The organism is Pseudomonas sp. RW3S2, from assembly GCF_014268955.1.
Taxonomy (GTDB): domain Bacteria; phylum Pseudomonadota; class Gammaproteobacteria; order Pseudomonadales; family Pseudomonadaceae; genus Aquipseudomonas; species Aquipseudomonas wayambapalatensis.
In genome coordinates, this window is sequence record NZ_JABWRM010000003.1 from 255802 (window position 1) to 280950 (window position 25149).

The window sequence follows — 25149 nt, forward strand, 5'->3', positions numbered from 1 at the left end:
AGTCAAACCATCATATCGATTTGCCGCTAACCGGATTACAGATGTCGCCTGCCCACTGGATCGCCCTCGCCCTGCTTGGTCTCGGTTATGCCGTGGCCCTGCTCCATGGTCATTTGGGCCTGGCCGCCCTGCCCGCCTTGCTCGCCCTGTGTTGCACCACACTGCTGGTGCGACAGCGCTCGGGCTGGCAGCGGGCCCTTGGGCACACCTTGTTCATCATTCTGGTCGGCGCCCTGGCGTCGCACTGGTTGCCCGGTTTCGCAAGTGCGAAGGTCATCGACAGGGTGGTATTCAGCGAAGGCGCGCTACCGTTTTCCATGTACCTGAACCTGGACAAGCCACTGATCGGCTTCTGGCTTCTGCTGGCCTGCCCATGGGTCCTGACCCTGCGCGGACGCGGCGTGCTTTCCAGTGTCGGGCTGGTACTGCCGCTGACCCTGATGGCCTGCCTGGGTGGCGCCTGGTCGCTTGGAATGGTGGGGTGGGCGCCGAAATGGCCGGAACAAACCTGGATATGGGCCCTGAACAACCTGTTGCTGGTCAGCCTGACCGAAGAGCTGCTGTTCCGCGGCTATATCCAGGGTGGGCTGCAACGCCTGTTCAGGCATCAGGGGCTTGCACTGATCGCGGCCGCACTGTTGTTCGGCCTGGCGCATCTGGCCAGCGGCTGGCAGTGGTTCTACCTGGCAAGCCTTGCAGGCGTCGGCTACGGCCTGGCGTATCGACTCGGCGGCTTGCCCGCTGCGGTGCTGTGCCATTTCGCCGTCAACCTGACCCACTTCGCACTGTTTACCTATCCGATGCTGGCCCCGGCCTGAGCAATGGGTCATGATCGGACCATAACGTCATAAATCGTTAAAAATGCTGACATCTTGGGTGCAACTGCAAGCAACAAGCCGACTCCCTAGCTGATGGCTCGTAGCCACCCACTGTCCCAGGTCAAGTAAGTTAAATAATCATTCAATAAAACCATGGGCTTGCCGATACCTGTGGAAAGCCTTGCGGATTGAACAGCCAATGCGTAACAACCAGCCGATTACCCAGAGAGAACGGACTTTCCCTGCCCAGCAGCGGTTGATTTCCACCACCAACGCCAAAGGCGTGATCACCTACTGCAACGATGCCTTCATCGAAATCAGCGGTTTCTCACGCGAAGAACTCACGGGTGCGCCACACAATCTGGTACGCCACCCTGACGTGCCCTCGGCGGTGTTCGCCCACATGTGGCAGACCCTCAAGCAGGGCCTGCCGTGGATGGGGATCGTCAAGAACCGCTGCAAGTCAGGCGACCATTACTGGGTCAACGCCTACGTCACACCGATCTTCGAGAACAACCAGGTGGTCGGCTTCGAATCCGTTCGGATCAAGCCGACCGCCGAGCAGATCCGCCGTGCCGAAGCACTGTACCAACGCCTGAACCAGGGCAAGTCGGCGGTGCCGCGCCGTGACAAGTGGTTGCCGGTGCTGCAGGACTGGCTGCCGTTCATTCTCATCAGCCAGATCGGCTTCCTCATCGGCAACTGGCTCGGCCACTCCTGGGGCTTTGCCCTGGCCGCGGCCGTTTCCGTCCCTCTCGGCCTGCTTGGCCTGACCTGGCAGCAGCGCGGCCTCAAGCGCCTGTTGCGCCTGGCCGAACAGACCACCTCCGACCCGCTGATCGCGCAGATGTTCACCGACAGCCGTGGCGTGCAGGCGCGCCTGGAAATGGCCATGCTCAGCCAGGAGTCGCGCCTCAAGACCTGCCTCACCCGCCTGCAGGACAGCGCCGAGCACCTGAGCGACCAGGCGCGCCAATCCGATGTGCTGGCGCACAAGAGTTCGTCGGGGCTGGAGCGCCAGCGTGTGGAGACCGAGCAGGTCGCCGCTGCCGTCAACCAGATGGCCGCCACGACGCAAGAAGTGGCCAACCACGTGCAGCGCACCGCCGATGCCACCCAGGAAGCCAATCGGCTGACCAGCCAGGGGCGCCAGATCGCCGGGGAAACCCGCGAAGCCATCGAACGCCTCTCGGCAGCAGTGGGTGAAACCGGCCAGACCGTCACCCAGCTGGCCAAGGACAGCGACGAGATCGGTGGTGTGGTCGATGTGATCAAGGGCATCGCCGACCAGACCAACCTGCTGGCGCTCAATGCCGCCATCGAAGCGGCTCGCGCGGGTGAAATGGGCCGGGGCTTCGCCGTGGTTGCCGACGAAGTGCGCCAGTTGGCGCAACGTACCGCCGAATCCACCGGCCAGATCCACGGCCTGATCGCCAAGCTCCAGCAGACAGCCAGCAACGCTGTGCAAACCATGGAGACCGGCCACCGTCAGGCCGAGGAAGGCGTGGAGCGGGTGATGCAGGCCGACCAGGCGCTGGTGGGGATCAGCGAAGCGGTGGCCAACATCACCGACATGGCGACCCAGATCGCTGCTGCCACCGAGGAGCAGACCGCAGTGGCGGACGAGATCAGCCGCAACATCAGCACCATTGCCGACCTGGCCGACCAGACCGCAGAGCAGGCGCAGCATTCGGCACTGCTCAGTGAAGAGCTGACCAGTACGGCGGGAACGCAATACTCGCTGGTGGAGCGGTTCAACCGCTAAGCGACAAAAAAAGGGCTGCCTCGGGCAGCCCTTTTTTTACCAGTCCAGGCTCAATCGGCTCTGGAAATACCGCATTTCACCCGTCAGCGGGTCCTCGAAGCGCAGACTTTGCGCCAGCAGCTTCAACGGCCGCTCGTAATCGTCCTCACCCTCGAGCAATGTCGGGTAGAACGGGTCGTTGCTGATCCCGGCCCCCAGCGCCGCCATGTGCACCCTCAACTGATGGGTCTTGCCGGTCACGGGCGAGAGTCCGTAGCGCCACAGGTTACCGTTCTTCTCCAGGACCTCGGCCAGGGTCTCGCTGTTGGCCATCCCTTCGACCTCACGCATGCGAAAGAACGGCTCACCATGCTCCAGCCGACTACGGTGCACCAACGGAAATGCCTGCGTCGGCAGCGGTGCAGCGATGGCCTGGTAGCGTTTGTCGATGCGCCGCTCGGGAAACAGCCGCTGATAGGCGCTGCGCGACTGCGGGTTGGACGAGAACAGCACCAGCCCCGCTGTATGGCGGTCGATGCGGTGCAACGGCACCAGGTGGGGATTGTCCAGACGACGGATCAGGCGCCGCAGCAGGGTATGCTCGACATATTCGCCCGTGGGCGTGACCGGCAGGAAATGCGGTTTGTCCGCCACCACCAGGTGCTCATCGCAATGCAGGATCGTTTCCTGGAACGGAATGGGCTTTTCATTGGGGACTTCACGAAAGTAGTGCAGACGCATGCCACGCCGATACGGCAGATCGGCCGCCACTGCCCTGCCCTCGGCGTCGAGCACTCGCCCTCGACTGAAGCGATCGAGCCATTGGTCACGGCCAATGCCCTTGAAGTGATCGCACAGGCAATCGAGTACCGTGGCCCAATGGCCAGGTGGCAGACAAACGGTACTGGCTTGCTGGTGAGCAGGGTCAAACGGCGTGGACATGGCAGGCTCGGTAATCAATGAGCGGGCATTATCGCCAATGCCCGCTCACTCAACCAGCCTCGCCAACTTGCTCACAGCGTGACTTGAGCCAACGCAACACCTGTACCGCCTCCCAGCGTCCGGCATCATAGAGGGCGTAGACCACCCCCTCGTAACCGACGACATCCAGCGGGCGATGAAAACCTGCTCGCTGGAACAGCGCCTCGATCTCGGCAAAGCAGGTATTGAAATGGACCTTGCCGAACGGGGTACGGTCGTCGGTCACCAAGCCCTCCATGCGCAGCTCGAGCACCGCATCGCACACCGCTTCCGGGGGCATGCGGTTGACGCTGTACTTCAGTTGCTCGACATTGTGCATCGCCTCACCCCATTTACTGTATCTTTATACAGCATACGAATGTGATATCCCTGCCGTCAATGCGCAACGACTCATTGCAAGCCCGGCAAGTAGCCGGTTCCCTTGCGAACGGTCATTACCTGGCGCCTTGGGTTGTCGAGTGAAATGGCCAAGTGAACCCAGCTGTCGAACTCCAGGATCAGTTGATCGAACGCAATGGAGCTGTCGCGGATGCATTCGGCCAGTTGCCGGGCGGTCATCGCTTTCGCACAGATGTCGGCAGCAAGGCCCGTGCGGTGCGCACTGTTATGCACGCCGCCCACAAGCTGGTTCACGGCTTCATTGCGAAAGGCGCTGGTGATCAGGATCGGGGAGCCTACCAAGGCCCGCACTTGTTCAAGCACCTCGCACAACAAGCGCAGATTGGCCAAGGCCTCGGGATCGGGATCGTTGGGTACGGCGTTGCGGACAGCGGCCTGCGAAAACGTCATCTCTTTGAGCGTGAAGTGCGGCGTAAGGAACATGATGCCTCCCTGGTGCTCGGTTTTGTCGAGCCGACATCATCGACCAGGGCCACAGGAACGGGATGAAGGAAGCACTCCCCTGCGCACTGTCACCTGAGGAAGGCCACCACCTGCTGCGCATCGAACGGCCAGGGCAGTTCAGTGCCACTGTCGCAGCGACGCAAGACAGGAATGATCAAGCCGTAACGCTCGACCGTGGCTTCGTCGTCGGCGATATCCACCAGTTCGACCAACAAACCGTGCTCGACGAACGGCATCAGCACGGCTTCCGCCACTTCACACAAATGACACCCCAAGGTGCCGAACAGTTGGCATTCAGGCAGCATGGTCAGTTCCCGGGTCCACTGAAGAAACGCTCATTCTAGGCTCGCCGGGAACAGCCTGCATCTGCCGCTCAATCCTGGCTGGTGGCGCCGATACGGTGCACAGACAGGTCCGCGCCCTGGAACTCCTGCTCATGGCTCAAGCGCAACCCGTGAACCGCCCTGACCAAGCCGTACACGGCAAAGCCACCGGCCAAGGCCAGCAGCAAGCCGGCCAGGCTGCCGAGCAACTGGCTCAGCAGGCTGATACCGCCCAGCCCCCCGAGCGTCGTCTGCCCGAAGATGCCGCACGCCAGACCGCCCCATACGCCACACACACCGTGCAACGGCCACACGCCCAGCACATCGTCGACTTTCCAGCGATTCTGCGAGGCAGTGAAGCACCACACGAACAGCGCTCCCGCCACCAGCCCGGTCATCAGCGCGCCAACCGGGTGCATGAGATCGGAACCGGCACACACCGCCACCAATCCGGCCAGCGGGCCATTGTGCAGGAAGCCTGGGTCATTGCGCCCGACCAGCAAGGCCGACAGCGTGCCGCCCACCATCGCCATCAGCGAATTGATCGCCACCAGCCCGCTGACACCCTCCAGGGTCTGTGCGCTCATGACGTTGAAGCCGAACCAGCCGATGATCAGGATCCAAGAGCCCAACGCCAGGAACGGGATACTGGAAGGTGCGAAAGCCACCAGCCGTCCATCACGGTACCGCCCGCGACGGGCACCGAGCAGGATGACGGCCGCCAGCGCCAGCCAGCCGCCCATGGCATGCACCACCACCGAACCGGCAAAGTCATGGAAGGGTGCGCCGAACCGAGCTTGTAACCAGGCCTGGATGCCCAGGTTGCCGTTCCACACAATCCCTTCGAAAAACGGGTAGACGAACGCCACGATCAGCGCGGTGGCGCACAACTGCGGGGCAAAGCGCGCGCGCTCGGCGATACCCCCGGAGATGATTGCCGGGATCGCCGCGGCAAAGGTCAGCAGGAAGAAGCACTTGACCAAGGCATAGCCATGATCGCTGGCCAGCTCCGCCGCCGGCTGGAAGAAGCTGACGCCGTAGGCGATCCAGTAGCCGATGAAGAAATACACCAGCGCCGAGACGGCGAAGTCGCTGAGAATCTTGCACAGGGCATTGACTTGGTTCTTGTGCCGCACGGTTCCGACCTCGAGAAAGGCGAAACCGGCGTGCATGGCCAGGACCAGAATGGCCCCCATGAGGATGAACAGGGTGTTGGAGCCATGGACGAGGGAGTCCATCGCGCTATGCATGTTTTCCATGGAGTGGGCAGACCTGCTGAAAAATGCACCAGGACAGTTCATAAACCTTGCTCGCGCACCTGATCGGTGCCTGCCGTGCGCCCCATTTTGGGAGGCCGACTACGCAGGGCTTGGTTTTTTCTTGGGTTTGTCGTGGATTGGGTTAAGGTTTATCGGTGTCCGCCAGGGTCTCGCACGCATTCGGGGCAGCGCCTGGCATCGACGCCCCGTGACACGGCAGAACAAAGCAAACGCCGTACCAGCGACAAGCGGTGAACCTTCCGCCACACTCATTACTCGAAATAGCCACACACATCGACAGGGAGAGACTCCATGGCCAGCAAATCGGCAAAGACTGCACAAGAGATCTTGATGGCTGACTTCCAGGCACTGGTACGCGACACCGAGAAACTGCTCGCCGACACCGCCAATCTGGCGGGCGATCAGGCCGACGAACTGCGTGGCCAGATCCACGACCGCCTGCAGCAAGCCCGCGAAAGCCTGCAACTGACCCAGGAGTCGGTACGCGAGCGTGGCCAGGCTGCGCTGGGCAGTGCCGAAGAATACGTCCAGGAAAACCCATGGCAGGCCATCGGCATCGCAGCCGGTGTCGGGCTACTGGTCGGCCTGCTCGCCAGCCGCCGCTGAGGAGGACGCATGGACAACGACGCCATCGGCGCCGGCGCTTCCGGCAAACGCCTCGGCGCGGCCATCCTGGGGCTGCTGCACAGTCACATCGAACTGTTCGGCATCGAATTGCAGGAGCAGAAAGGCCGTACCCTGCGCCTGCTGCTATTCGCAGGGTTGGCACTGGTTTTTGCCCTGCTCCTGTTGACCGCGCTGTCCGGGTTGATCCTGGTGTTGCTGTGGGACAGCTACCGATTGGCCGGCATCGTCGGCCTTTGCGTGTTCTACAGCGTCGCCGCACTCTTTTGCGGCCTGCGCCTGAAGGCCGCCGTGTTCGATGAATCCTCACCGTTCAGCAGTACCCTCGAAGAACTCGCCAAGGACCGGGAGCGCCTGTTGCCATGAGCCTGCCTGAACTGCCTAACACCCGTAACCCCCGCGAGCTGCGCAAGGCACTGCTGCGCCTGCGCCTGGAAATGCATCGCCAGGAAATTCGCCACGAGTCCGGTCAACTGCTCCAGCCGGTTCAGCGCCTGCGCGGCATGGGTGCATCGGTCCAGGACGGCCTTGGCATCAAGCACGCTCCGCTGTGGGGCCTGGGCGTCGTGGTCGCCCTGGGTTTCCTGACCGGCAAGGGGGTGCGCAGCGGCAACCTGGCGCGCCTGCTGCGCCTGGGTGGCAGCCTGGCGCCCCTGGTGCGCCTGTTCCTGCAGAATGGCCGTCATCGCTGAAACGAAGCGCCCGTGGCTTGCGCGGGTGCCCATGACACGGGAAGCTATGGCCATCATCTGACGGAGATCGAGCCTTGGACTGGCATACCCTGCTCAACCGCGAACGCCTCGGCAAAGCCTTGTACAGCCCTGAAGAACTGGGGCGCAGCCCCTTCCACAAGGACCATGACCGCATCATCTTCTCCGGCGCCTTCCGCCGCCTGGGGCGCAAGACCCAGGTCCATCCGGTTTCGAGCAACGACCACATCCATACCCGCCTCACCCACTCCCTCGAAGTCAGTTGCGTGGGCCGCTCGCTGGGCATGAGGGTTGGCGAGACCCTGCGCGCCAGCCTGCCCGACTGGTGTGCACCAAGCGACCTGGGCATGATCGTGCAGTCGGCCTGCCTGGCCCACGACATCGGCAACCCGCCGTTCGGCCACTCCGGCGAAGACGCCATCCGCCACTGGTTTCAGCAGGCAGCGGGACGCGGTTGGCTCGACGACATGAACGACGACCAACGTGCCGACTTCCTCAACTTCGAAGGTAACGCCCAGGGTTTTCGCGTGCTCACCCAGCTGGAATACCACCAGTTCGACGGCGGCACCCGCCTGACCTACGCCACCCTCGGCACCTATCTCAAGTACCCATGGAGCGCCCGTCATGCCGACGCGCTGGGGTACAAGAAACACAAGTTCGGCTGCTACCAGAGCGAGCTGCCACTGCTGCAGCAGATCGCCCACAAACTGGGCCTGCCGCAGCTCGAGGAACAACGTTGGGCTCGTCACCCGCTGGTGTACCTGATGGAGGCCGCGGACGACATCTGCTACGCGCTGATCGACCTGGAGGACGGACTGGAGATGGAGCTGCTGCAGTATGCCGAGGTCGAGGCGCTGCTGCTGGACCTGGTCGGTGACGACCTGCCCGACACCTATCGACAACTGGGTCCGTCGGACTCTCGTCGGCGCAAGCTGGCCATTCTGCGCGGCAAGGCCATCGAGCATCTGACCAACGCCGCCGCCCAGGCCTTCGTCGAGCAGCAACAGGCGCTGCTGGCCGGGCATCTGGCAGGCGACCTGGTCGAACACATGCATGGCCCAGCCCAGCATTGTGTGCTGCAGGCCAAGGATATCGCGCGCAAGAAGATCTTCCAGGACAAGCGCAAGACGCTGCATGAAATCGGCGCCTATACCACGCTGGAGATTCTTCTCAACGCGTTCTGCGGGGCAGCGCTGGAACAACACGGTGGGCGCACGCCATCCTTCAAGAGTCGGCGTGTGCTGGACCTGATCGGCAACCACGCCCCCGATCCACACGGCTCCCTGCACAACGCTTTCCTGCGCATGATCGACTTCATCGCTGGCATGACCGACAGCTACGCCAGTGAAATGGCGGGAGAAATGACAGGACGCTCCAGCCCTCACTGACAGACAACGAGGGACGGTCAGCCGCAGCTTGCCGTCCCTCTTGAGAGAAACTTCCTACATGCTCACAGAAACATTAAATACCCAGAAAAAATAATTCTGGAATTAGCACACCGTCGTCTTGACTCCTTACAGAGCCTACACAAACCCAGGGCACACGTAGTACTTGGATGTAGGTCTTTTCCCATATATGGCATTACGTCTAACCTCTCATGCCCGAAGACGGTCAACTGCGATAAGGTTTTGTTTGCATCTGACACTCGCCGACTGGGAAGTTGATATGAGCTCCATATTTATTGTTGATGACCACCCTGTGATTCGCCTGGCCATTCGCATGTTGCTGGAAAATCAGAATTACAAGGTCATTGGCGAGTCTGACAATGGCGTCGATGCCATGCAGATGATCCGTGAAACCCCTCCCGACCTGGTCATCCTCGACATCAGCATCCCCAAGCTCGATGGCCTGGAGGTCCTGGCGCGCTTCCAGACCATGGGACTGCCCCTGAAAGTGCTGGTGCTGACGGCACAGTCGCCAACGCTGTTCGCGATCCGCTGCATGCACTCGGGCGCTGCGGGTTTTGTGTGCAAGCAGGAAGACCTGAGCGAGTTGCTCAGCGCAGTCAAGGCAGTACTTTCCGGTTACAACTACTTCCCCAGCCAGGCAATAAACCCCAATCAAGAAATATCCGATCAGGACATAGAGCTTTTCCGACAAGTTAACGACAGAGAGTTGATGGTCCTTCAACTCTTCGCACAGGGGCGCAGCAACAAGGAAATCGCCAAAGGCATGTTCCTCAGCAACAAGACTGTCAGCACCTACAAAAAGCGCCTGATGCAAAAGCTAAGGGTCGATACCTTGGTCGACCTGATCGAAGTGGCCAAGCGCAACGCGCTGGTCTGAGGTGAATCATGCCGAGGTACATCGTCTGCGTGCTGCTGACCCTGCTCAGTCTGGGTTGCCATGCTCAAACGAAGCAGGAGGTCGCCCCCCAGAAGCTGGAACTGCTGGTCCGCTCCACCGCCGAAGCAACCGTGCCAGCCTTCTCGGCCGCTCAGCGGCAGTGGCTGCACGACCGTACCAGCCTGACACTGGGAACCTCCGCGCCCAACAATCCCCCCTTCGACGTCACCAGTGGCAACGAGTACCAAGGCCTGACAGCAGAGTATGCCGCCCTGATCGGCAGCGCACTGGGGCTCGAAATAAAAGTCCTGCGATTTACTCATCGCCAGGACGCGGTGGAGGCACTCAAGGCCGGACGCATCGATCTACTTGGCAGTGCAAACAGCTATGAAGCCGCGGTCGAGGGCTTGGCACTGTCAAGACCCTACGCGGTAGACCGCCCCGTTCTGGTCACCCGCGAGGACGAGACACGCCCCCTCGACGTGGGGCTCGCCGACCTGCGCCTGAGCACGCTCTACCATTACCTGCCAATCGAGGATGTGCATACGCTTTACCCGCAAGCTCAGCTGAAAACCTTCAGTTCCACCTCCGAAGCGTTGAACGCTGTCGCGTTTGGCCAAGCCGACGTATTTCTTGGCGATACCATTTCGACTCACTTCCAGCTTACCCGCGGTCATCTGCCGCGCCTGCGCATGGCCAATTTTGGCAAGCACGAAGCCGTGGGCTTCAGCTTCGCTGTGCGCGCCCAGGATCACTTGTTGATGAGCCTGATCAACACCATCCTCGACAGCCAGCCAGCCAACGTGTCGAGTGCGATCTTCAAGCGCTGGAGTGCAGGCAGCGACCTGCTGCTCACCGATCGCCGCCTGCAACTGACCTCGCGCGAACAGCAATGGTTGCGCGAGCATCCCAGCATGCGCGTGGTGGTGAGCGATACCTCCGCCCCCCTGTCATTCTTCGACGGCAACGGCCATTTCCGCGGCATCACCGCCGACCTGCTGGAACTGATCCGCTTGCGCACCGGCTTGCAGTTCGAAATCCAACGCGCCAACGGAATCGAAGAGATGATCCAGTCGATCGCGCAGGGCAGTGCCGACCTGATTGCCGCGCTGAGCGTCGCAGCACCCGCCCAGGCAGCCCTGCAACTCAGTCGCCCCTACCTCGAAAGCCCCTATGTACTGGTTACCCGCAGCGGCCGCCCCTTCACGTCACTGGAGCAACTGAATGGCCGTCGAGTCGCCATCACACGGCACACCCCGCCTGCGATGCTGCTGGCGACTACGCACCCGCAGATCCGTCTGATCGAGACCGAAAGCACCTTCTACTCCATGGCCCTGCTCAGCAGCGGTGCGGTGGATGCGACCATCACCACGCTGCTGGACGCCAACCATGCCACCGCCGCCAACAACGATCTGGTGATCCGCACCACGATCGGCAACGACCCGGCCTCCTTCTCCATGGCCAGCGCCAAGGATGCCAGCCTCCTGGCTTCGATTCTCGACAAGGCCTTGCTGAGCATCACGCCAGAAGAGCTGGGAGTCATAAACAGTCGCTGGCGCGGCTATGCGTTGCACGATGGTGGCCAATGGCGCGAGTACCAGCGCCTGGTGCTGCAGGTCGTCTTGGGGATCGGCGTTCTGCTGTTGCTGGCGCTGGCCTGGAACGCCTACCTGCGACGCCAGATACGGCACCGTCGCCAGGCAGAACGCGCCCTGAACGATCAGCTCGAATTCATGCGCGCCCTGCTCAACGGGACCCCTCACCCGATGTACGTACGCGACCGCGAAGGACGGCTGCAAAGTTGTAACGACAGCTACCTGGAGGCTGTCGATGCAAGTGCCGATGCCGTCATGGGCAAACTGCTCCAGGAAAGTCTGTTCAGCAACTGCGATTACACCCGGCAGATCCACACCGACTATCTGCAGGTGATGGAAGCAGGCACACCGCTGATCATCGACCGCCCGCTGCGCCTGAAAGACCGCGAGTTGACCATCTACCACTGGATCCTTCCCTACCGCGACTCGCTGGGCGAAGTACAGGGCATCATCGGTGGCTGGATCGACATCAGTGATCGCCGCAAGCTAATCCAGGACCTACGCCTCGCCAAACAGCAGGCCGACGATGCCAACCGGGCCAAGAGCACCTTCCTGGCGACCATCAGCCATGAGATCCGCACACCGATGAACGCCGTGATAGGCATGCTCGAACTCGCTGTCAGGCGCGCCGACCAGGGGCAGTTGGACAACGCGTCGATCGAGGTCGCCTATCATTCGGCCAGGGACCTGCTCGGACTGATCGGCGATATTCTCGACATCGTCAGAATAGAGTCCGGGCATTTGTCCCTGACCCCTGAGCCGATCGATCTGGCGGCCCTGATCGAATCGGTGCGACGGGTGTTCGAAGGCCAGGCCCGGGAAAAAGGCCTACTGCTGGAGGTGCTCATAGAACCCTCGGCGCGCTGCTACGCTCTGCTCGATCCACTGCGTTTCAAGCAGGTGCTCTCCAACCTGGTCAGCAACTCGATCAAATTCACCGACGAGGGCCATGTACGCATCAAAGCCTCGGTACAGGGCAGCGAACGCGACATGCTCGAACTGGAAGTGCGCGACAGCGGAATCGGCATTCACGATGACGACCTGCGACGGTTGTTCAACCCCTTCGTACAGATCAATCCGCAGAGTGAAAGCGCCCGCGCCGGTACCGGGCTGGGCCTGGCGATCTGTCGTACCCTGTGCGAGATGATGGGTGGCCAACTGGCGCTCAAGAGCCTGCAGGGCGTGGGCACCCAGGTGCGCCTGCTGATGCCGCTGCAGCGCGTGGCACCACCCCCGGACAGCGTCGTGCAGCCGCCACACATAGAGGCACCCGACACGCGACTCAGGGTTCTGGTGATCGACGACCATCCCGCCAACCTGCTATTGATGGCCCAGCAGCTGACGTATCTGGGGCTCTGGCACGACAGTGCCCGCGACGGTCAGGAAGGGCTGGAAAAATGGCGGCACGGAGACTTCGACGTACTGATCCTCGACTGCAACATGCCACGCATGAATGGCTACCAACTGGCAGAAGTCCTGCGCAGCGAAGAACGCCAACGGGGCAAGGCAGCTTGCACCATCCTCGGCTACACCGCCAACGCCCAACCGGAAGTACGCCAGCGCTGCCTGAACGCCGGCATGGACGACTGCCTGCTCAAACCCATCAGCCTGCAAACTCTCGGATTACATCTGGCCAGTGTGAGCCCCTCGTGTCGGCGGCGCTCACAAGGGCCCTTCGACCTCGACGGGCTGACGAACATCATCGGTGACCGCCGTGAAGACCACGCACGAATGCTGACCACGCTGCAACTGAGCCTGGAACAGGACCTGACCCTGCTGATGACCCTGGACCCCGAGCAGGACGCACAAGCCATCGCCGAGCAGGCGCACAAGATTCTTGGCGTGGCGCGCATGCTGGATGCAAAGGGATTGATGGAGGCTTGTCAGGCGCTGGAAACAGAGGGGATGTCGTCGACGCAACTGAAATTGCGCCGCCAGGCGCTGGCGCGGCAGATGCGCCGCGTAGAGAAGGCCTTGGCCGGTCAGCGTTGCCAACCAGCCAAGACACAGTGACGCGGGATCAGGAAGCCGAGTTGATCGGCTTGTCCGGATACCAGGCATCCAGCAGCGGGCTGACCTCGATCTTGGTGAGCTCGCTGCGGCCCTTGAGCCACGCTTCGACAGTGGCGCGCTGCTCTTCGCTGACCGAACCACGCTTGGCCAGGCAGACCAGGCCGAAGTCATCACCACCGACATAGTCCAGGCCGTTGGCGTCCATGGCCTCTGCCAGGAAGGCGTCGAGGAAGGCATCGATGGCTTCGTCGGACAGGTCTTCCTTGAAGTCCAGGTTCAGTTCGAAACCCAATTCCTGGAATTCATCCACGCACAGCTTCTTGCGCAGACGACGGGAACGGTTGGTAGCCATTGAAACAATCCTCTTGAGTAATTACGCGCGGCACTTTACCAGTTTCCGCGCCAGAGCGGCGCTTTTGTGTCGAACCTGCCCACAAACAGCACGCTTGGGGCATAATGCGCACTATATTTCGCCAAGGGGCCATCATCTCTTACAGCCCCATCGTCCTTTTCCCTCGCCCGCAGGGTTACAGCACTCATGATCAAGACGCTTCGCCCACTGCTTTTCGCCGGCCTGCTCCTTCCCATCGCCTTGCCCAGCCAGGCTGCCGCCGTCAACACCAGCCTGCCACCGAAGGTGCAGCAGGCCCTCAAGACCAACAAGCTGCAGGACAACGCCCTGTCGCTGGTGATGCTGCCACTCGATGGACCAGGCACGCCGACGATCTTCAATGCCGACGTCTCGGTCAACCCGGCCTCGACCATGAAGCTGGTGACCACCTACGCCGCCCTCGAATTGCTTGGCCCGACCTTTCAGTGGAAGACCGAGTTCTACACCGATGGCACCCTGAACAACGGCGTGCTCAACGGCAACCTCTACCTCAAGGGTGGCGGTGATCCGAAACTGAACATGGAAAAGCTCTGGTTGCTGATGCGTGATCTACGTGCCAACGGTGTGCGCACCGTCACCGGCGACCTGGTGCTGGACCGCAGTCATTTCGTTCAACCCACCCTGCCACATTTCGACGATGATGGCGGCGATGTCAACAAGCCCTTCCTGGTCAAGCCGGACTCGCTGCTGGTCAACCTCAAAGCCCTGCGTTTCGTCGCCCGCAACGATGGTGGCAAAGTCGTGGTTTCGGTCGAGCCGCCCATCGCCAGCATCCGCATCGACAATCAGGTCAAGGCCGTGGCCTCGAAGCAATGCACCGGCGATGTGCGCTACAACCCCGTGGTGCAACCCGATGGCGTGAGCGTCACGGTCAGTGGCCAGCTCGGCGACGGCTGCAACTCGCAAACCTATCTGGCCCTGCTCGACCACCCCGCCTATGCGGCCGGTGCGGTCAGGGCGATCTGGAACGAGCTCGGCGGCAGCATCCAGGGCCGTGACCGCATCGAAAACGTACCCAAAAGCGCGCGCCTGTTGGCCCGGGCCTTCTCGCCCGACCTGGTCGAGGTGATTCGCGATATCAACAAATACAGCAACAACACCATGGCCCAGCAACTGTTCCTCAGCCTGGGCGCGCAATTTCGTACCGATGCCGACGGTGACGATGCCCGCGCGGCACAGCGTGTAGTGCGCCAGTGGCTGGCCAAGAAAGGTATCACCGCACCGCACCTGGTGATGGAGAACGGCTCTGGCCTGTCACGCGCCGAGCGTGTCAGCACACGTGAAATGGCAGCCTTGCTGCAAGCCGCCTGGAAGAGCCCCTATGCGGCCGAGTTCATCAGTTCGATGCCATTGGTGGGCATGGATGGCACCATGCGCAAGCGCCTGAAGCGCACCGCCATGACCGGCGAGGCGCACATCAAGACCGGCACCCTCAACACCGTGCGCGCGATCGCAGGCTTCAGTCGCGACAGCAACGGCCATACCTGGGCCGTGTCGGCGATTCTCAATGATCCGAAACCTTGGGGCGCCTCCCAGGTGCTGGATCAGGTGTTGCTGGAGCTCTACCGCCAACCCAAGGTCGGCACTGGGACTGTCGGCGTGGTGCCCTGACAGAAACGGACAAACCGGGGCTGTGACGCAGCCCCGGCCACCTCAGGGCAACTCTGCCTCCACGCGATCGCGCCCGGCCTGCTTGGCCACATAGACCCCCGCATCCGCTCGCAACAACAAGGCATCGACCCCTTCACCGACACGCCATCCCGCCACGCCGAAACTGGCCGTCACCCTGCCTACCCCCTCGACCGGCACACCGCGCACGCCCTGCCACAACTCCAGCGCAAGCTTGTGGGCCTGCTCGGCATTGCTGCCCGGGCACAGCACCATGAACTCCTCGCCTCCCAGCCGACAGAACACATCGGTACGCCGCAGCCGATGACCAATGCGCTGGCAGAGGCTACGCAACACGTGATCGCCAACGGCATGGCCAAACTGATCGTTGATGCACTTGAAGTGGTCGATATCGAGCATGATCACCGCCAGGTCCAGTTCATCTCGCTGGGCCCGCTCCAGTTCGACCTTGAGCCGCTCCTGGAAGTAACGCCGGTTGTGGATGCCGGTAAGGACATCGGTGACCGACAGCGCACGCAACTCCTCCTCTACCCGCTTGAGATCGGAGATGTCCGTCAGATAGCCATGCCAAAGGGTGCAGCCCTCCTCCCCGATTTCCGGCGTTGCCTCCCCACGCACCCAGCGCAGGCCGGCGCGGGGCAGGCAGACACGATACTCCTCGCGCCAGGGCGTCATGCGCTCGGCCGACTCGCGCACCGAGCGACGCACTCGCTCGAGGTCGTCCGGATGAATGCGCTCGAACACCGTCGATGCGTCATGGCGCAGCAACTGCAGGTCCACTTCATAGATATCCAGCAGCCCGGCGCTGGCGTAGGGAAAACACGAATGGCCGTCGGCATCCAGACGATACTGGTAGATGCCGCCCGGGACCTCGGCACTGAGCTTCTCCAGCAGCCGGTCACGGGCGGCCAACGCTTCGTGAACACGACGACGCTCGGTGACATCGATGCAGATGGCCAGGTAACCCACCCACAAGCCTTGCTCGTCGAGCACCGCAGTGACCAGCATGTTGGCCAGCAAATGGCTGCCGTCCTTGCGCACCAACGTCCACTCTCCGGGCTCCCCTGTGCCCTCCTGCACCGTCTCGGCAAACATCGCCTGGCCTGCCGTGATCTCCCGCCCATAGCGCAGGCTCAAGGCGTGGGCACGCTGGCGCAGTTCGTCGGGTTGGACCAGATTCTCCAGCGCCAGGTGCCCCAGCGCTTCGTCGGCCGAATACCCAAGCATGCGCTGCGCCCCCGCATTGAAGGTGCTGATCACGCCCCGCAGGCTGGTGGCAATGATCGCCACCTGGGTCGCGGCATCCAGCACGCTGCGTAGCTGGTTGTGAGTTTCCCGCAGCGACTGCTCGCTCACGCGCAATGCCGCCGTGCGCTGCTCGACCAGGATCAGGGCGCGCTGACGCTGGCTGAACAGGCTGTAGAGCAAGGCGCTGAGCAAAAGGCTCAACAGGCCACCGAGCAGGGTCACGGTGAACACCGCTGACGAGCGGTTGGCCCGGAGGAAGGCTTCGCTGGGGCGGATATCGAGCTGATAGTGATGGTCGGCCAGGTGCAGCAGTTGACTGCTGGTCAACGGCAACGGCGCGCTGTGGTTGCCCGAATCGTACAACGTCTCATGGCCCTGGCTGCCCGACAGATCGAGGATGCGCACCACCAGATTGTCGTCCGTGGCGGTCGGCAGCCCCTCGCTGATCAACTGGCGCATGCTCAACAAGGCCATGACATAGCCAGCAGGCGGCCCGCTCGGCGCCGACTCGGCGAACACCGGTGCGACGATCAACAGGCCGCGGGTGTAGGCCGGATCGACGTTGATCATGTCCAGTGGAGAGGAAACCGCCAGGCTGCCGGGCGTGGTAGCGCGGTCCAGCGCATCCTGGCGCTGGGGCTGGCTACGCAGGTCGAGCCCGTAAGGTTGGTCGTGCTGGTGGGTGGCCTGGGTGTACAGCACCGGGTAGTAGAACGCCCGTGGCGGCGATGGGTGCCAGAGGCCTTGGGCATCGTGATCACGGATCTGGTAGGGGCGCCCCAGCCAGGCACTGGCGCGGCGCTCGAAGACATCGCGCTCACCGGCCTCGACCCGTGGTGCCCAGGAGTAGGCCTGGGTACGGTGCAACAAGGGGCGGGCGTAACCGTCGAACTCCTCGGGGAAAATTTCACTGGAGTAGCTGAAGAAGCGCCTCAGACCATCCAGGCGCTGCTCCTGATCCTCGAAACGTTCGGCGATACGGCTGTAGCGCTCACTGGCCAGTAGTTCGAAGCGCTGACGCAACTGCTGCTTGTAGAAGGCGTGGGCGGCGAAGGCCAGTGCAGCAGTGAGCAACCCGCCGGCCACCAGCGCGAACAGCGCGACAGCCCAGGCCGAGAGCGCCTCGCTGATCAGGCCGAACATCTTCGCACGCACCCTCGACATAGAGCATTCTCATCACGTCAGCGTCCTGCGAATTGTTCGGCCCTGAGCTGATTTATAGCCATTAGCCATCATCACTGCAATGCACTTCGTCTCTTCAGCGTAGCTGCAGGCGCCAGGCCCGGTGGATACGGTTGTTGCGGGCGAAATCCGGATCCAGGGTCTGTGCGCTGATCTCTTCCACCGCATAGCGCTCGACCAGGTGCTCGTCGAGCTGGAACTTGCGGAAGTTGTTGGAGAAGTACAGCACGCCCCCCGGTGCCAGACGCGCCATGGCCAGATCGAGAAGACGCACATGGTCACGCTGCACGTCGAACACCCCCTCCATGCGTTTGGAGTTGGAGAAAGTCGGTGGGTCGATGAAGATCAGGTCGTAGCTGTCCTGGGCATTTTCCAGCCAGGCCATCACATCGCTCTGCTCCAGGCGGTTGCGCTCGGAGAAGCCATTGAGCGACAGGTTGCGCCGCGCCCAGTCCAGGTAGGTTTTCGACAGGTCGACGCTGGTGGTACTGCGCGCGCCGCCCTTGGCCGCATGCACGGTGGCGGTTGCGGTGTAGCAGAACAGGTTGAGGAAGCGCTTGCCGGCCGCTTCGCGCTGGATACGCAGGCGAATCGGGCGGTGATCGAGGAACAGGCCGGTGTCCAGGTAGTCAGTCAGGTTGACCAGCAGCTTGACGCCACCTTCACTGACTTCCTGGAAGCGCCCTTCCGTGGCCTGACGCTCATACTGGCGCGTACCGCCCTGGCGCTCGCGGCGCTTGAGCACCACGCGCTGAGGATCGACACCCAGGGCCTGGGGAATCGCCGCCAGAGCGTCGAGCAGGCGGGCCTGGGCCTTGTCCGGATCGACCGAACGCGGCGCCGCATATTCCTGGACATGTACCCAATCCTGATAGAGGTCGACCGCCAGGGCATACTCGGGCATGTCGGCATCATACAGACGGTAGCAGTCAATCTGCTCGCGGCGAGCCCACTTGCCCAGTTGCTTGAGGTTCTTCTGCAGGCGGTTGGCGAACATCTGCGCGCCTTCGGAAAGACGTGCCGGTTCATGGGCCACGGCCGGTGCCGCACGCGAGTCGCCGGCTTGATCATCGGCCGGGCGACGCTCGCCGGTCACGAACTGGTCGGGCTGGACCTTGAACAGCAACAACTTGCACGGCAGCGCGCCGTTCCAGAACGCATACTGCTTGTGGCTGCGGATGCCCATGCGCTTGCCCAGCTCGGGTGCGCCGGTGAACACCGCCGCTTCCCAGCCCATGCAGGCCTGGCGCAGGCGTTCGCCGAGGTTCTGGTAGAGGTACAGCAGGCTCGCCTCGTCTCCCAGGCGCTCGCCATAGGGCGGGTTGCTGATGACCAGGCCTTTCTGGTTCTGGTCCGGGCGCGGCTCGAAGCTGGCGACTTCGCCCTGGTAGATCTTCACCCAGTCCCCCAGGCCTGCGCGCTCGACGTTGTTGCGTCCGGGCTGAATCAACCGCGGGTCGGCCTCATAGCCGCGAATCCACAACGGCGGCTTGGCCAGGCCCGCCTGAGCACGGGCCTGGGCCTCGTCGTGCACCTTGCGCCACAGCGCCGGGACATGGCCCTGCCAGGCACTGAAGCCCCAACGCTCGCGCTTGAGATTCGGTGCAATATCGGCGGCAATCATTGCAGCTTCGACGAGGAAGGTCCCGACACCGCACATAGGGTCTGCCAACGCGCCGCCCTCGGCGGCAATACGCGGCCAACCGGCGCGAATCAGCACCGCAGCAGCCAGGTTTTCCTTGAGCGGCGCAGCACCTTGCTGCAGGCGATAGCCGCGCTGGTGCAGGCTGTGGCCGGAAAGGTCGATGGACAGGATGGCCTCGCCACGGTCCAGGCGCAGGTGCACACGCAGGTCGGGGTCGATCTTGTCCACCGACGGGCGCTGGCCTTCACGGTTGCGCAGCTTGTCGACAATCGCGTCCTTGACCTTGAGCGCGCCAAAGTGAGTGTTGTCGATACCCGATCCATGGCCACTGAACTCGACCGCCAGGGTGCCGTCGGCGGCCAGGTGGTCCTGCCAGTCGACACCGTGCACGCCATCATAGAGGTCGTCAGCGTTCTTCATGGCAAAGCGCTTGACCACCAACAGCACGCGGTTGGCCAGGCGTGACCAGAGACACAGCCGGTAGGCGGTTTCCATGTCGGCCGCGCCGCGGATTGCCGAGGTATGCTCGCGCACATCGGCCAGGCCCAGGCCGCGGGCTTCTTCCGCCAGCAGCCCTTCCAGGCCTTTGGGGCAGGTGAGATAGAGTTCGAATGAGTCCGACATGTAGATTCCAGAGCCTCTGGGCTGTGTGCTGGCAACGCGACGCATCGCTGTTGCCTGAGTTTGCCGGATACCCTTCCAGCAGGTATCCGGGTGGCGTGCCGATCATTCGGCAAACCCGGCCACCCGATCGACAACCGACGCCGGGTGGCGCAAAAGGGTTTGATCGTCGGGCAGTGTGAAAATTTCGTCTAACGAAGGCATCGGTGTGACCCTTCGTCGCATTACCAGATGTTGCGTCAGTTCGATGGCGCCAATGGCCAAATGATTTCAACCACCAGCAAACCCTCATCATAGCGGGACAAAACCTAAACAAGGTTGAGTCGCATTTATTTACTTATCCCCTCACCCCTGGAAAGGTTACGTCCTTATGACAAATTGATCATTCACACTGAGACTCGCATTGGTTAGAACTGACCTCAGGCCGCCTCGCAACGGGACGGCACTTTCAGCTCGCCACGCCGGCAGCGAGCGCAAACCGGCAGAAAGATTCTGCCCGGCCTCGGAGAGGCCGACGGGACATTACAGTCAACAAGTGAGGGCAACACCCTATGAGAAGACTTAAGCGTGATCCGTTGGAAAGAGCATATTCACGTGGCTACCAATACGGGGTAACCGGCAAATCCCGCGAACTTTGCCCCTTCAATCTGCCATCCGTTCGCCAGGCATGGATCAACGGTTGGCGTGAAGGTCGCGGCGACAACTGGGACGGCATGACCGGCACCGCTGGCATCCAGAGACTCAACGAAAATCACGCCGTTGGCTGAACGAGGACACTGAATTCGAGTCACCATGCACGCCCCATCCGGGCGGCGGGCTAAGGCCCAGGGGCCCCTTCAAGGGGCCCTTTTTATTGGGCCGCATCTTTGTTAGCGGGGCAGCGCGGCAATCGCATCGACTGCCTCGCGGATCAGTGCCGGACCTTTGTAGATGAAGCCCGAATAGATCTGCACCAGGCTCGCACCGGCTGCGATCTTCTCGGCAGCATGGCGCCCTTCGGTGATCCCGCCCGCCGCGATGATCGGCAACTTGCCGCCCAGTTCAGCAGCCAGCACCTTGACGATGTGGGTGCTCTTCTCCAGCACCGGCGCCCCGGAAAGCCCACCCGCCTCACCCCCGAACGGCAGCCCTTCGACCCCTTCGCGCCCCAAAGTGGTATTGGTCGCGATTACCGCATCCATGCCCGACTCGACCAGGGCTGCCGCCACCAGCGCGGTTTCCTCATCGCTCATGTCCGGTGCAATCTTGATCGCCAGCGGCACGCGTTTGCCGTGCTCGCTCGCCAGCTGTTCGCGACGCTCGGCCAGCGCGTCGAGCAGTTGCTTGAGCGAATCACCAAATTGCAGGCTGCGCAGGCCGGGAGTGTTGGGCGAGCTGACGTTGACCGTGATGTAGCTGGCCTGGGTGTAGACTTTTTCGAGGCAGATCAGGTAGTCGTCCTGGGCACGCTCGACCGGCGTGTCGAAATTCTTGCCGATGTTGATGCCCAGCACACCGTCATAACGCGCCGCGCGCACCCGTTCCAGCAGGTGATCCACACCCAGGTTGTTGAAGCCCATGCGGTTGATGATCGCAGTCGCTTCCGGCAGGCGGAACAACCGTGGCTTCGGATTGCCAGGCTGTGGTCGCGGGGTGACAGTGCCGATCTCGACGAAGCCGAAGCCCAGCTGGGCGAAGCCATCGATGGCCGCGCCGTTCTTGTCCAGGCCTGCGGCAAGGCCCACGGGGTTGGCAAAGTTCAAGCCCATGACGGTCACCGGCACCGAGGCCGGACGCTTGCACAGCAGGCCATTGAGACCAAGGCGGCCACCGGCGCCGATGAGGTCGAGCGACAGGTCGTGGGAGGTTTCCGGGGAGAGCTTGAACAGCAGCTGGCGGGCCAGGGTATACATGGGCAGGCAGGACTCGGGGGTGAGTGAGGGATGCGATTATAGCCAGCGCGCCGTCCGCGCGACAGGGCCTTGGCACATGGGTTGCTTCGAAGCGCTGGCAACCCGATCGGTACGGGTGAGGATATTTCGTGAACACAGCCCCTCCGACAACACCCTTGGCCTGGGTCAACGGCAGCGATGCACCCGAGAAACCCAGCCTGAACATCGGTTTCATGGCCCTGACCGACTGCGCCTCGGTGGTGGTCGCGGCCACGCAGGGCTTCGCACAACTCCAGGGTCTGACCCTCAATCTGCAGCGTCAGGCTTCCTGGGCCGGCACCCGAGACAAACTCGCCAGCGGCGAACTGGATGCTGCCCACTGCCTGTATGGGCTGGTCTACGCCATGCACCTGGGCATGGGCGGTGTCGCGGCCAACGATATGGCAGTGCTCATGGGCCTGAACCAGAATGCCCAGGCGATCAACCTTTCCCCCGCGTTGCAGCGCAAGGGCGTGACCAGCCCTGAAGCACTGGCGCGACTGGTGCACCAGCATGGCGCACGCCTGACCTTCGCCCAGACGTTTCCCACTGGCACCCATGCCATGTGGCTGTACTACTGGCTGGCCAGCCAGGGCATCCACCCGCTGCACGATGTCGATAGCGTGGTGGTGCCACCGGCACAGATGGTCGCGCACCTGCAGGCCGGGCGCATTGACGGCTTCTGTGCTGGCGAACCCTGGTCGGCAGACGCCGTGGCACAGGACCAGGGCTTCACCCTGGCCACCAGTCAATCGATCTGGCCGGACCATCCGGAAAAGGTCCTGGCCAGCACCCGCGCCTTCGTCGAGCACTACCCCAACAGCGCCCGCGCGCTGGTCAAGGCGATACTCGCCGCCAGCCGCTTCATCGAGCAAAGCCCGGAAAATCGCCGGGGCACGGCGCAACTGCTCAGCGGCAGGGCCTACCTGGATACGCCAGCCAGCAACATCGAGCCGCGCCTGCTCGGCGACTACCACGACGGGCTGGGCAATCGATGGCAGGATCGTCACGCCCTGCGCGTGCATGACCAAGGTCGGGCGAACCTGCCCTATCTGTCCGACGGCATGTGGTTCATGACCCAATTCCGCCGCTGGGGCCTGCTGCGCGAGGACCCGGACTACCTGGCAGTGGCCTCTCGCGTACAGCAACTGACGCTGTACCGCGAAGCAGCCCAGGCCGTGGGCGTGTCCTGCGCCGACGCACCGATGCGCAGCAGCCTGCTGATCGACGGCATCCGCTGGGACGGCAGCGATCCCCATGCCTATGCCCGCAGTTTCCGCCTGCACGCTCTGGATGATGCCCCGCACGTGCGGGTTGGTTCGTGAAGGTGGCCACCATGCTGCGTGTTCTGCTGATCGATGATACCGAGAAGAAGGTTGGCCGCCTCAAGGCTGCCTTGATCGAATCTGGCTTCGATGTGATCGAGGCGCCGGGGCTGACCATCGACCTGCCCAGCTGCGTCGAAACGGTGCGTCCGGATGTTGTGCTGATCGATACCGAGTCACCGGGTCGCGATGTGATGGAGCAGGTGGTGCTGGTCAGCCGGGATCAGCCACGGCCAATCGTACTGTTTACCGACGAGCATGATCCGGGGGTGATGCGCCAGGCGATCCAGGCCGGCGTCAGCGCCTACATCGTCGAAGGCATCCATGCGGCGCGCCTGCAGCCGATTCTCGACGTGGCCATGGCTCGCTTCGAGAGCGACCAGGCGCTCAAGGCGCAACTGCTGGCTCGCGACCAGCAACTGGCCGAACGCAAGCGCATCGAACAGGCCAAGGGCCTGCTGATGAAGATGAAAGACTGCAATGAAGAGCAGGCCTACACCCTGATGCGTCGCCAGGCCATGAGCCGCCAGCAGAAGTTGATTCAGGTGGCAGAGCAGATCATCGCCATGTCCGAAATGCTTGGCTGAGTCGATGTTGGCCCGGCTCTTGCTCAGCCAATACCACAGGTAGCCAACGGCGGTTGCCACATCATCCCGACAAAGACGTCGCTCTCCCCTCCACCCTGGTGGATCGGGTAGCGACGTCTTTTTCGTTTCCGCCCTGCCAGGCAGGGCATGACAACCGTTGCAAGCTGCGCGAGGTGTTCAATGAATACGAGCTTCTGGAAATCCGGGCATGTGCCTACGCTGTTTGCCGCCTTCCTCTACTTCGACCTGAGCTTCATGGTCTGGTACCTGCTGGGTCCCTTGGCGGTGCAGATCTCCGCCGACCTGCAACTGAGTGCGCAGCAACGGGGCCTGATGGTCGCAACGCCCATTCTGGCCGGTGCCGTATTGCGCTTTATCGTGGGCATGCTGGTCGACCGCCTGTCACCCAAGACTGCCGGCCTGATTGGGCAGGTGGTCGTGATCGTCGCCCTGGCCTGTGCCTGGTTCATGGGCGTTCACAGTTACGAACAAGCGTTGCTGCTGGGCGTGTTCCTTGGCGTTGCAGGCGCCTCGTTCGCCGTGTCGCTACCGTTGGCGTCGCAGTGGTACCCGCCCCAGCACCAAGGCAAGGCCATGGGCATCGCCGGTGCGGGCAACTCCGGGACGGTGTTCGCCGCCCTGCTCGCCCCGGTGCTGGCCGCAAGCTTTGGCTGGAACAACGTGTTCGGTTTCGCCGTCATCCCGCTGGTGATCACCCTCGTGGCCTTTGCACTGCTGGCACGCAATGCCCCGCAGCGCCCCAAGCCCAAGGCCATGGCCGACTATTTCAAGGCCTTGGGCGACCGTGACAGCTGGTGGTTCATGTTTTTCTACAGTGTCACCTTCGGTGGATTCATCGGCCTGGCCAGCGCCCTGCCGGGCTACTTCAGCGACCAGTATGGCCTGAGCCCGATCACCGCAGGCTACTACACGGCAGCCTGCGTGTTCGCCGGCAGCCTCATGCGTCCGCTGGGTGGTGCCCTCGCCGACCGTTTCGGTGGCATCCGCACCTTGCTCGGGATGTACAGTGTGGCAGCGGTGTGCATCGCTGCAGTCGGCTTCAACCTGCCCAGCGCCGCAGCAGCCCTGGCCCTGTTCGTCAGCGCCATGCTTGGCCTGGGCGCTGGCAATGGCGCGGTGTTCCAGTTGGTGCCGCAACGCTTCCGCCAGGAAATCGGTGTCATGACCGGCCTGATCGGCATGGCCGGTGGCATCGGCGGCTTCCTGCTGGCGGCAGGCCTGGGTGCAATCAAGCAGCACACCGGCGACTATCAACTTGGCCTGTGGCTGTTCGCCAGCCTGGGGTTGCTGGCCTGGTTCGGCCTGTATGGGGTCAAGCGTCGCTGGCGCACCACCTGGGGTTCGGCTGCCGTGACGGCCGCGCGGGTCTGACC

General features: G+C 62.6%; 22 protein-coding genes. 13 read left to right on the plus strand and 9 right to left on the minus strand.

From position 1 onward, the window contains the following. The first annotated feature begins 41 nt into the window (after positions 1-41). Positions 42-818 carry a CPBP family intramembrane glutamic endopeptidase gene (locus HU748_RS06375; protein ID WP_186719735.1) on the plus strand — a complete coding sequence of 259 codons (777 nt, stop codon included), beginning with the start codon at positions 42-44 and terminating at the stop codon, positions 816-818. A 199-nt stretch (positions 819-1017) separates the two neighbouring features. Continuing rightward, on the plus strand, positions 1018-2583 hold the full coding sequence (locus HU748_RS06380) for a PAS domain-containing methyl-accepting chemotaxis protein (RefSeq protein WP_186666695.1): 1566 nt from the start codon (positions 1018-1020) through the stop codon (positions 2581-2583). Positions 2584-2619: 36 nt separating this feature from the next. On the opposite strand, the gene HU748_RS06385 is transcribed toward HU748_RS06380, so the two are convergent. The 5 genes from HU748_RS06385 to HU748_RS06405 all read right to left on the minus strand — a co-directional run bounded on the left by HU748_RS06385 (position 2620) and on the right by HU748_RS06405 (position 5968). Next, on the minus strand, positions 2620-3504 hold the full coding sequence (locus HU748_RS06385) for a pseudouridine synthase (RefSeq protein ID WP_186666696.1): 885 nt from the start codon (positions 3502-3504) through the stop codon (positions 2620-2622). Between the two features lie 49 nt (positions 3505-3553). Beyond that, the gene (locus HU748_RS06390) at positions 3554-3862 is read right to left on the minus strand and encodes a hypothetical protein (protein WP_054892451.1); all 309 of its coding nucleotides are present in this window, start codon (positions 3860-3862) and stop codon (positions 3554-3556) included. A gap of 71 nt (positions 3863-3933) precedes the next feature. Continuing rightward, positions 3934-4365, minus strand: a complete 432-nt coding sequence (locus tag HU748_RS06395; protein WP_186666697.1) for a D-Ala-D-Ala carboxypeptidase family metallohydrolase — start codon at positions 4363-4365, stop codon at positions 3934-3936. An 89-nt stretch (positions 4366-4454) separates the two neighbouring features. Next, on the minus strand, positions 4455-4691 hold the full coding sequence (locus tag HU748_RS06400) for a glutaredoxin family protein (protein ID WP_186709934.1): 237 nt from the start codon (positions 4689-4691) through the stop codon (positions 4455-4457). A gap of 68 nt (positions 4692-4759) precedes the next feature. Continuing rightward, positions 4760-5968: an ammonium transporter gene (locus tag HU748_RS06405; RefSeq protein WP_186719737.1), complete on the minus strand. Its 1209-nt coding sequence runs from the start codon at positions 5966-5968 to the stop codon at positions 4760-4762. 312 nt (positions 5969-6280) lie between these two features. Here HU748_RS06405 and HU748_RS06410 point away from each other — a divergent pair, with 312 nt between their 5' ends. From HU748_RS06410 to HU748_RS06435, 6 genes are all read left to right on the plus strand, one after another. Next, positions 6281-6595: a YqjD family protein gene (locus HU748_RS06410; RefSeq protein ID WP_186666700.1), complete on the plus strand. Its 315-nt coding sequence runs from the start codon at positions 6281-6283 to the stop codon at positions 6593-6595. A gap of 9 nt (positions 6596-6604) precedes the next feature. Beyond that, a complete protein-coding gene (locus HU748_RS06415) occupies positions 6605-6979 on the plus strand; it encodes a phage holin family protein (protein ID WP_186719739.1) in 375 nt (124 codons plus the stop codon). Beyond that, the gene (locus tag HU748_RS06420) at positions 6976-7305 is read left to right on the plus strand and encodes a hypothetical protein (RefSeq protein ID WP_186666702.1); all 330 of its coding nucleotides are present in this window, start codon (positions 6976-6978) and stop codon (positions 7303-7305) included. Before HU748_RS06415 ends, HU748_RS06420 begins: the two co-directional genes overlap by 4 nt. A 74-nt stretch (positions 7306-7379) precedes the next feature. Next, entirely contained in the window at positions 7380-8711 is a 1332-nt protein-coding gene (locus HU748_RS06425; RefSeq protein WP_186666703.1) for a deoxyguanosinetriphosphate triphosphohydrolase, read from the plus strand. A 277-nt stretch (positions 8712-8988) separates the two neighbouring features. After that, entirely contained in the window at positions 8989-9609 is a 621-nt protein-coding gene (locus HU748_RS06430) for a response regulator transcription factor (RefSeq protein WP_186666999.1), read from the plus strand. Between the two features lie 8 nt (positions 9610-9617). Then, complete coding sequence (locus HU748_RS06435) at positions 9618-13217, plus strand: transporter substrate-binding domain-containing protein (protein ID WP_186719742.1); 3600 nt, start codon at positions 9618-9620, stop codon at positions 13215-13217. 7 nt (positions 13218-13224) lie between these two features. Here HU748_RS06435 and HU748_RS06440 read toward each other — a convergent pair whose 3' ends face one another. Then, entirely contained in the window at positions 13225-13569 is a 345-nt protein-coding gene (locus HU748_RS06440; protein ID WP_054892459.1) for a YggL family protein, read from the minus strand. 186 nt (positions 13570-13755) lie between these two features. Here HU748_RS06440 and dacB point away from each other — a divergent pair, with 186 nt between their 5' ends. Further along, a complete protein-coding gene (gene dacB / locus HU748_RS06445) occupies positions 13756-15219 on the plus strand; it encodes a D-alanyl-D-alanine carboxypeptidase/D-alanyl-D-alanine-endopeptidase (protein ID WP_054892460.1) in 1464 nt (487 codons plus the stop codon). Positions 15220-15261: 42 nt separating this feature from the next. On the opposite strand, the gene HU748_RS06450 is transcribed toward dacB, so the two are convergent. Both HU748_RS06450 and rlmKL read right to left on the minus strand, forming a co-directional pair. Continuing rightward, complete coding sequence (locus tag HU748_RS06450; protein WP_186719750.1) at positions 15262-17649, minus strand: diguanylate cyclase; 2388 nt, start codon at positions 17647-17649, stop codon at positions 15262-15264. Between the two features lie 94 nt (positions 17650-17743). After that, positions 17744-19936 carry a bifunctional 23S rRNA (guanine(2069)-N(7))-methyltransferase RlmK/23S rRNA (guanine(2445)-N(2))-methyltransferase RlmL gene (gene rlmKL / locus HU748_RS06455; RefSeq protein WP_186666706.1) on the minus strand — a complete coding sequence of 731 codons (2193 nt, stop codon included), beginning with the start codon at positions 19934-19936 and terminating at the stop codon, positions 17744-17746. 548 nt (positions 19937-20484) lie between these two features. Here rlmKL and HU748_RS06460 point away from each other — a divergent pair. Beyond that, positions 20485-20700 (plus strand): ribosome modulation factor, encoded by a 216-nt coding sequence (locus HU748_RS06460; RefSeq protein ID WP_080642046.1) that lies wholly within the window; start codon positions 20485-20487, stop codon positions 20698-20700. A 102-nt stretch (positions 20701-20802) separates the two neighbouring features. Here the strand turns inward: HU748_RS06460 and HU748_RS06465 are convergent, their stop codons facing one another. Next, positions 20803-21825: a quinone-dependent dihydroorotate dehydrogenase gene (locus HU748_RS06465; RefSeq protein WP_063543995.1), complete on the minus strand. Its 1023-nt coding sequence runs from the start codon at positions 21823-21825 to the stop codon at positions 20803-20805. A 128-nt stretch (positions 21826-21953) separates the two neighbouring features. On the opposite strand from HU748_RS06465, the gene HU748_RS06470 reads away from it, so the two are divergent. From HU748_RS06470 to HU748_RS06480, 3 genes are all read left to right on the plus strand, one after another. Then, entirely contained in the window at positions 21954-23168 is a 1215-nt protein-coding gene (locus tag HU748_RS06470) for a CmpA/NrtA family ABC transporter substrate-binding protein (protein ID WP_186666707.1), read from the plus strand. A gap of 11 nt (positions 23169-23179) precedes the next feature. Then, a complete protein-coding gene (locus tag HU748_RS06475) occupies positions 23180-23755 on the plus strand; it encodes an ANTAR domain-containing protein (protein WP_186666708.1) in 576 nt (191 codons plus the stop codon). Between the two features lie 180 nt (positions 23756-23935). Next, a complete protein-coding gene (locus tag HU748_RS06480; RefSeq protein WP_186719752.1) occupies positions 23936-25147 on the plus strand; it encodes a nitrate/nitrite transporter in 1212 nt (403 codons plus the stop codon). The last annotated feature ends 2 nt before the right edge of the window (positions 25148-25149 follow it).

Bases quoted from the DNA above. Each gene is read 5' to 3' on its own strand.
- HU748_RS06430 (WP_186666999.1), top strand. From the start codon at position 8,989: ATGAGCTCCATATTTATTGTTGATGACCACCCTGTGATTCGCCTGGCC.
- HU748_RS06450 (WP_186719750.1), bottom strand. From the start codon at position 17,649: ATGTCGAGGGTGCGTGCGAAGATGTTCGGCCTGATCAGCGAGGCGCTC.
- HU748_RS06385 (WP_186666696.1), bottom strand. From the start codon at position 3,504: ATGTCCACGCCGTTTGACCCTGCTCACCAGCAAGCCAGTACCGTTTGT.
- HU748_RS06440 (WP_054892459.1), bottom strand. From the start codon at position 13,569: ATGGCTACCAACCGTTCCCGTCGTCTGCGCAAGAAGCTGTGCGTGGAT.
- HU748_RS06460 (WP_080642046.1), top strand. From the start codon at position 20,485: ATGAGAAGACTTAAGCGTGATCCGTTGGAAAGAGCATATTCACGTGGC.
- dacB (WP_054892460.1), top strand. From the start codon at position 13,756: ATGATCAAGACGCTTCGCCCACTGCTTTTCGCCGGCCTGCTCCTTCCC.
- rlmKL (WP_186666706.1), bottom strand. From the start codon at position 19,936: ATGTCGGACTCATTCGAACTCTATCTCACCTGCCCCAAAGGCCTGGAA.
- HU748_RS06415 (WP_186719739.1), top strand. From the start codon at position 6,605: ATGGACAACGACGCCATCGGCGCCGGCGCTTCCGGCAAACGCCTCGGC.
- HU748_RS06390 (WP_054892451.1), bottom strand. From the start codon at position 3,862: ATGCACAATGTCGAGCAACTGAAGTACAGCGTCAACCGCATGCCCCCG.
- HU748_RS06380 (WP_186666695.1), top strand. From the start codon at position 1,018: ATGCGTAACAACCAGCCGATTACCCAGAGAGAACGGACTTTCCCTGCC.
- HU748_RS06465 (WP_063543995.1), bottom strand. From the start codon at position 21,825: ATGTATACCCTGGCCCGCCAGCTGCTGTTCAAGCTCTCCCCGGAAACC.
- HU748_RS06375 (WP_186719735.1), top strand. From the start codon at position 42: ATGTCGCCTGCCCACTGGATCGCCCTCGCCCTGCTTGGTCTCGGTTAT.
- HU748_RS06400 (WP_186709934.1), bottom strand. From the start codon at position 4,691: ATGCTGCCTGAATGCCAACTGTTCGGCACCTTGGGGTGTCATTTGTGT.
- HU748_RS06435 (WP_186719742.1), top strand. From the start codon at position 9,618: ATGCCGAGGTACATCGTCTGCGTGCTGCTGACCCTGCTCAGTCTGGGT.
- HU748_RS06405 (WP_186719737.1), bottom strand. From the start codon at position 5,968: ATGGAAAACATGCATAGCGCGATGGACTCCCTCGTCCATGGCTCCAAC.
- HU748_RS06480 (WP_186719752.1), top strand. From the start codon at position 23,936: ATGAATACGAGCTTCTGGAAATCCGGGCATGTGCCTACGCTGTTTGCC.
- HU748_RS06410 (WP_186666700.1), top strand. From the start codon at position 6,281: ATGGCCAGCAAATCGGCAAAGACTGCACAAGAGATCTTGATGGCTGAC.
- HU748_RS06395 (WP_186666697.1), bottom strand. From the start codon at position 4,365: ATGTTCCTTACGCCGCACTTCACGCTCAAAGAGATGACGTTTTCGCAG.
- HU748_RS06475 (WP_186666708.1), top strand. From the start codon at position 23,180: ATGCTGCGTGTTCTGCTGATCGATGATACCGAGAAGAAGGTTGGCCGC.
- HU748_RS06420 (WP_186666702.1), top strand. From the start codon at position 6,976: ATGAGCCTGCCTGAACTGCCTAACACCCGTAACCCCCGCGAGCTGCGC.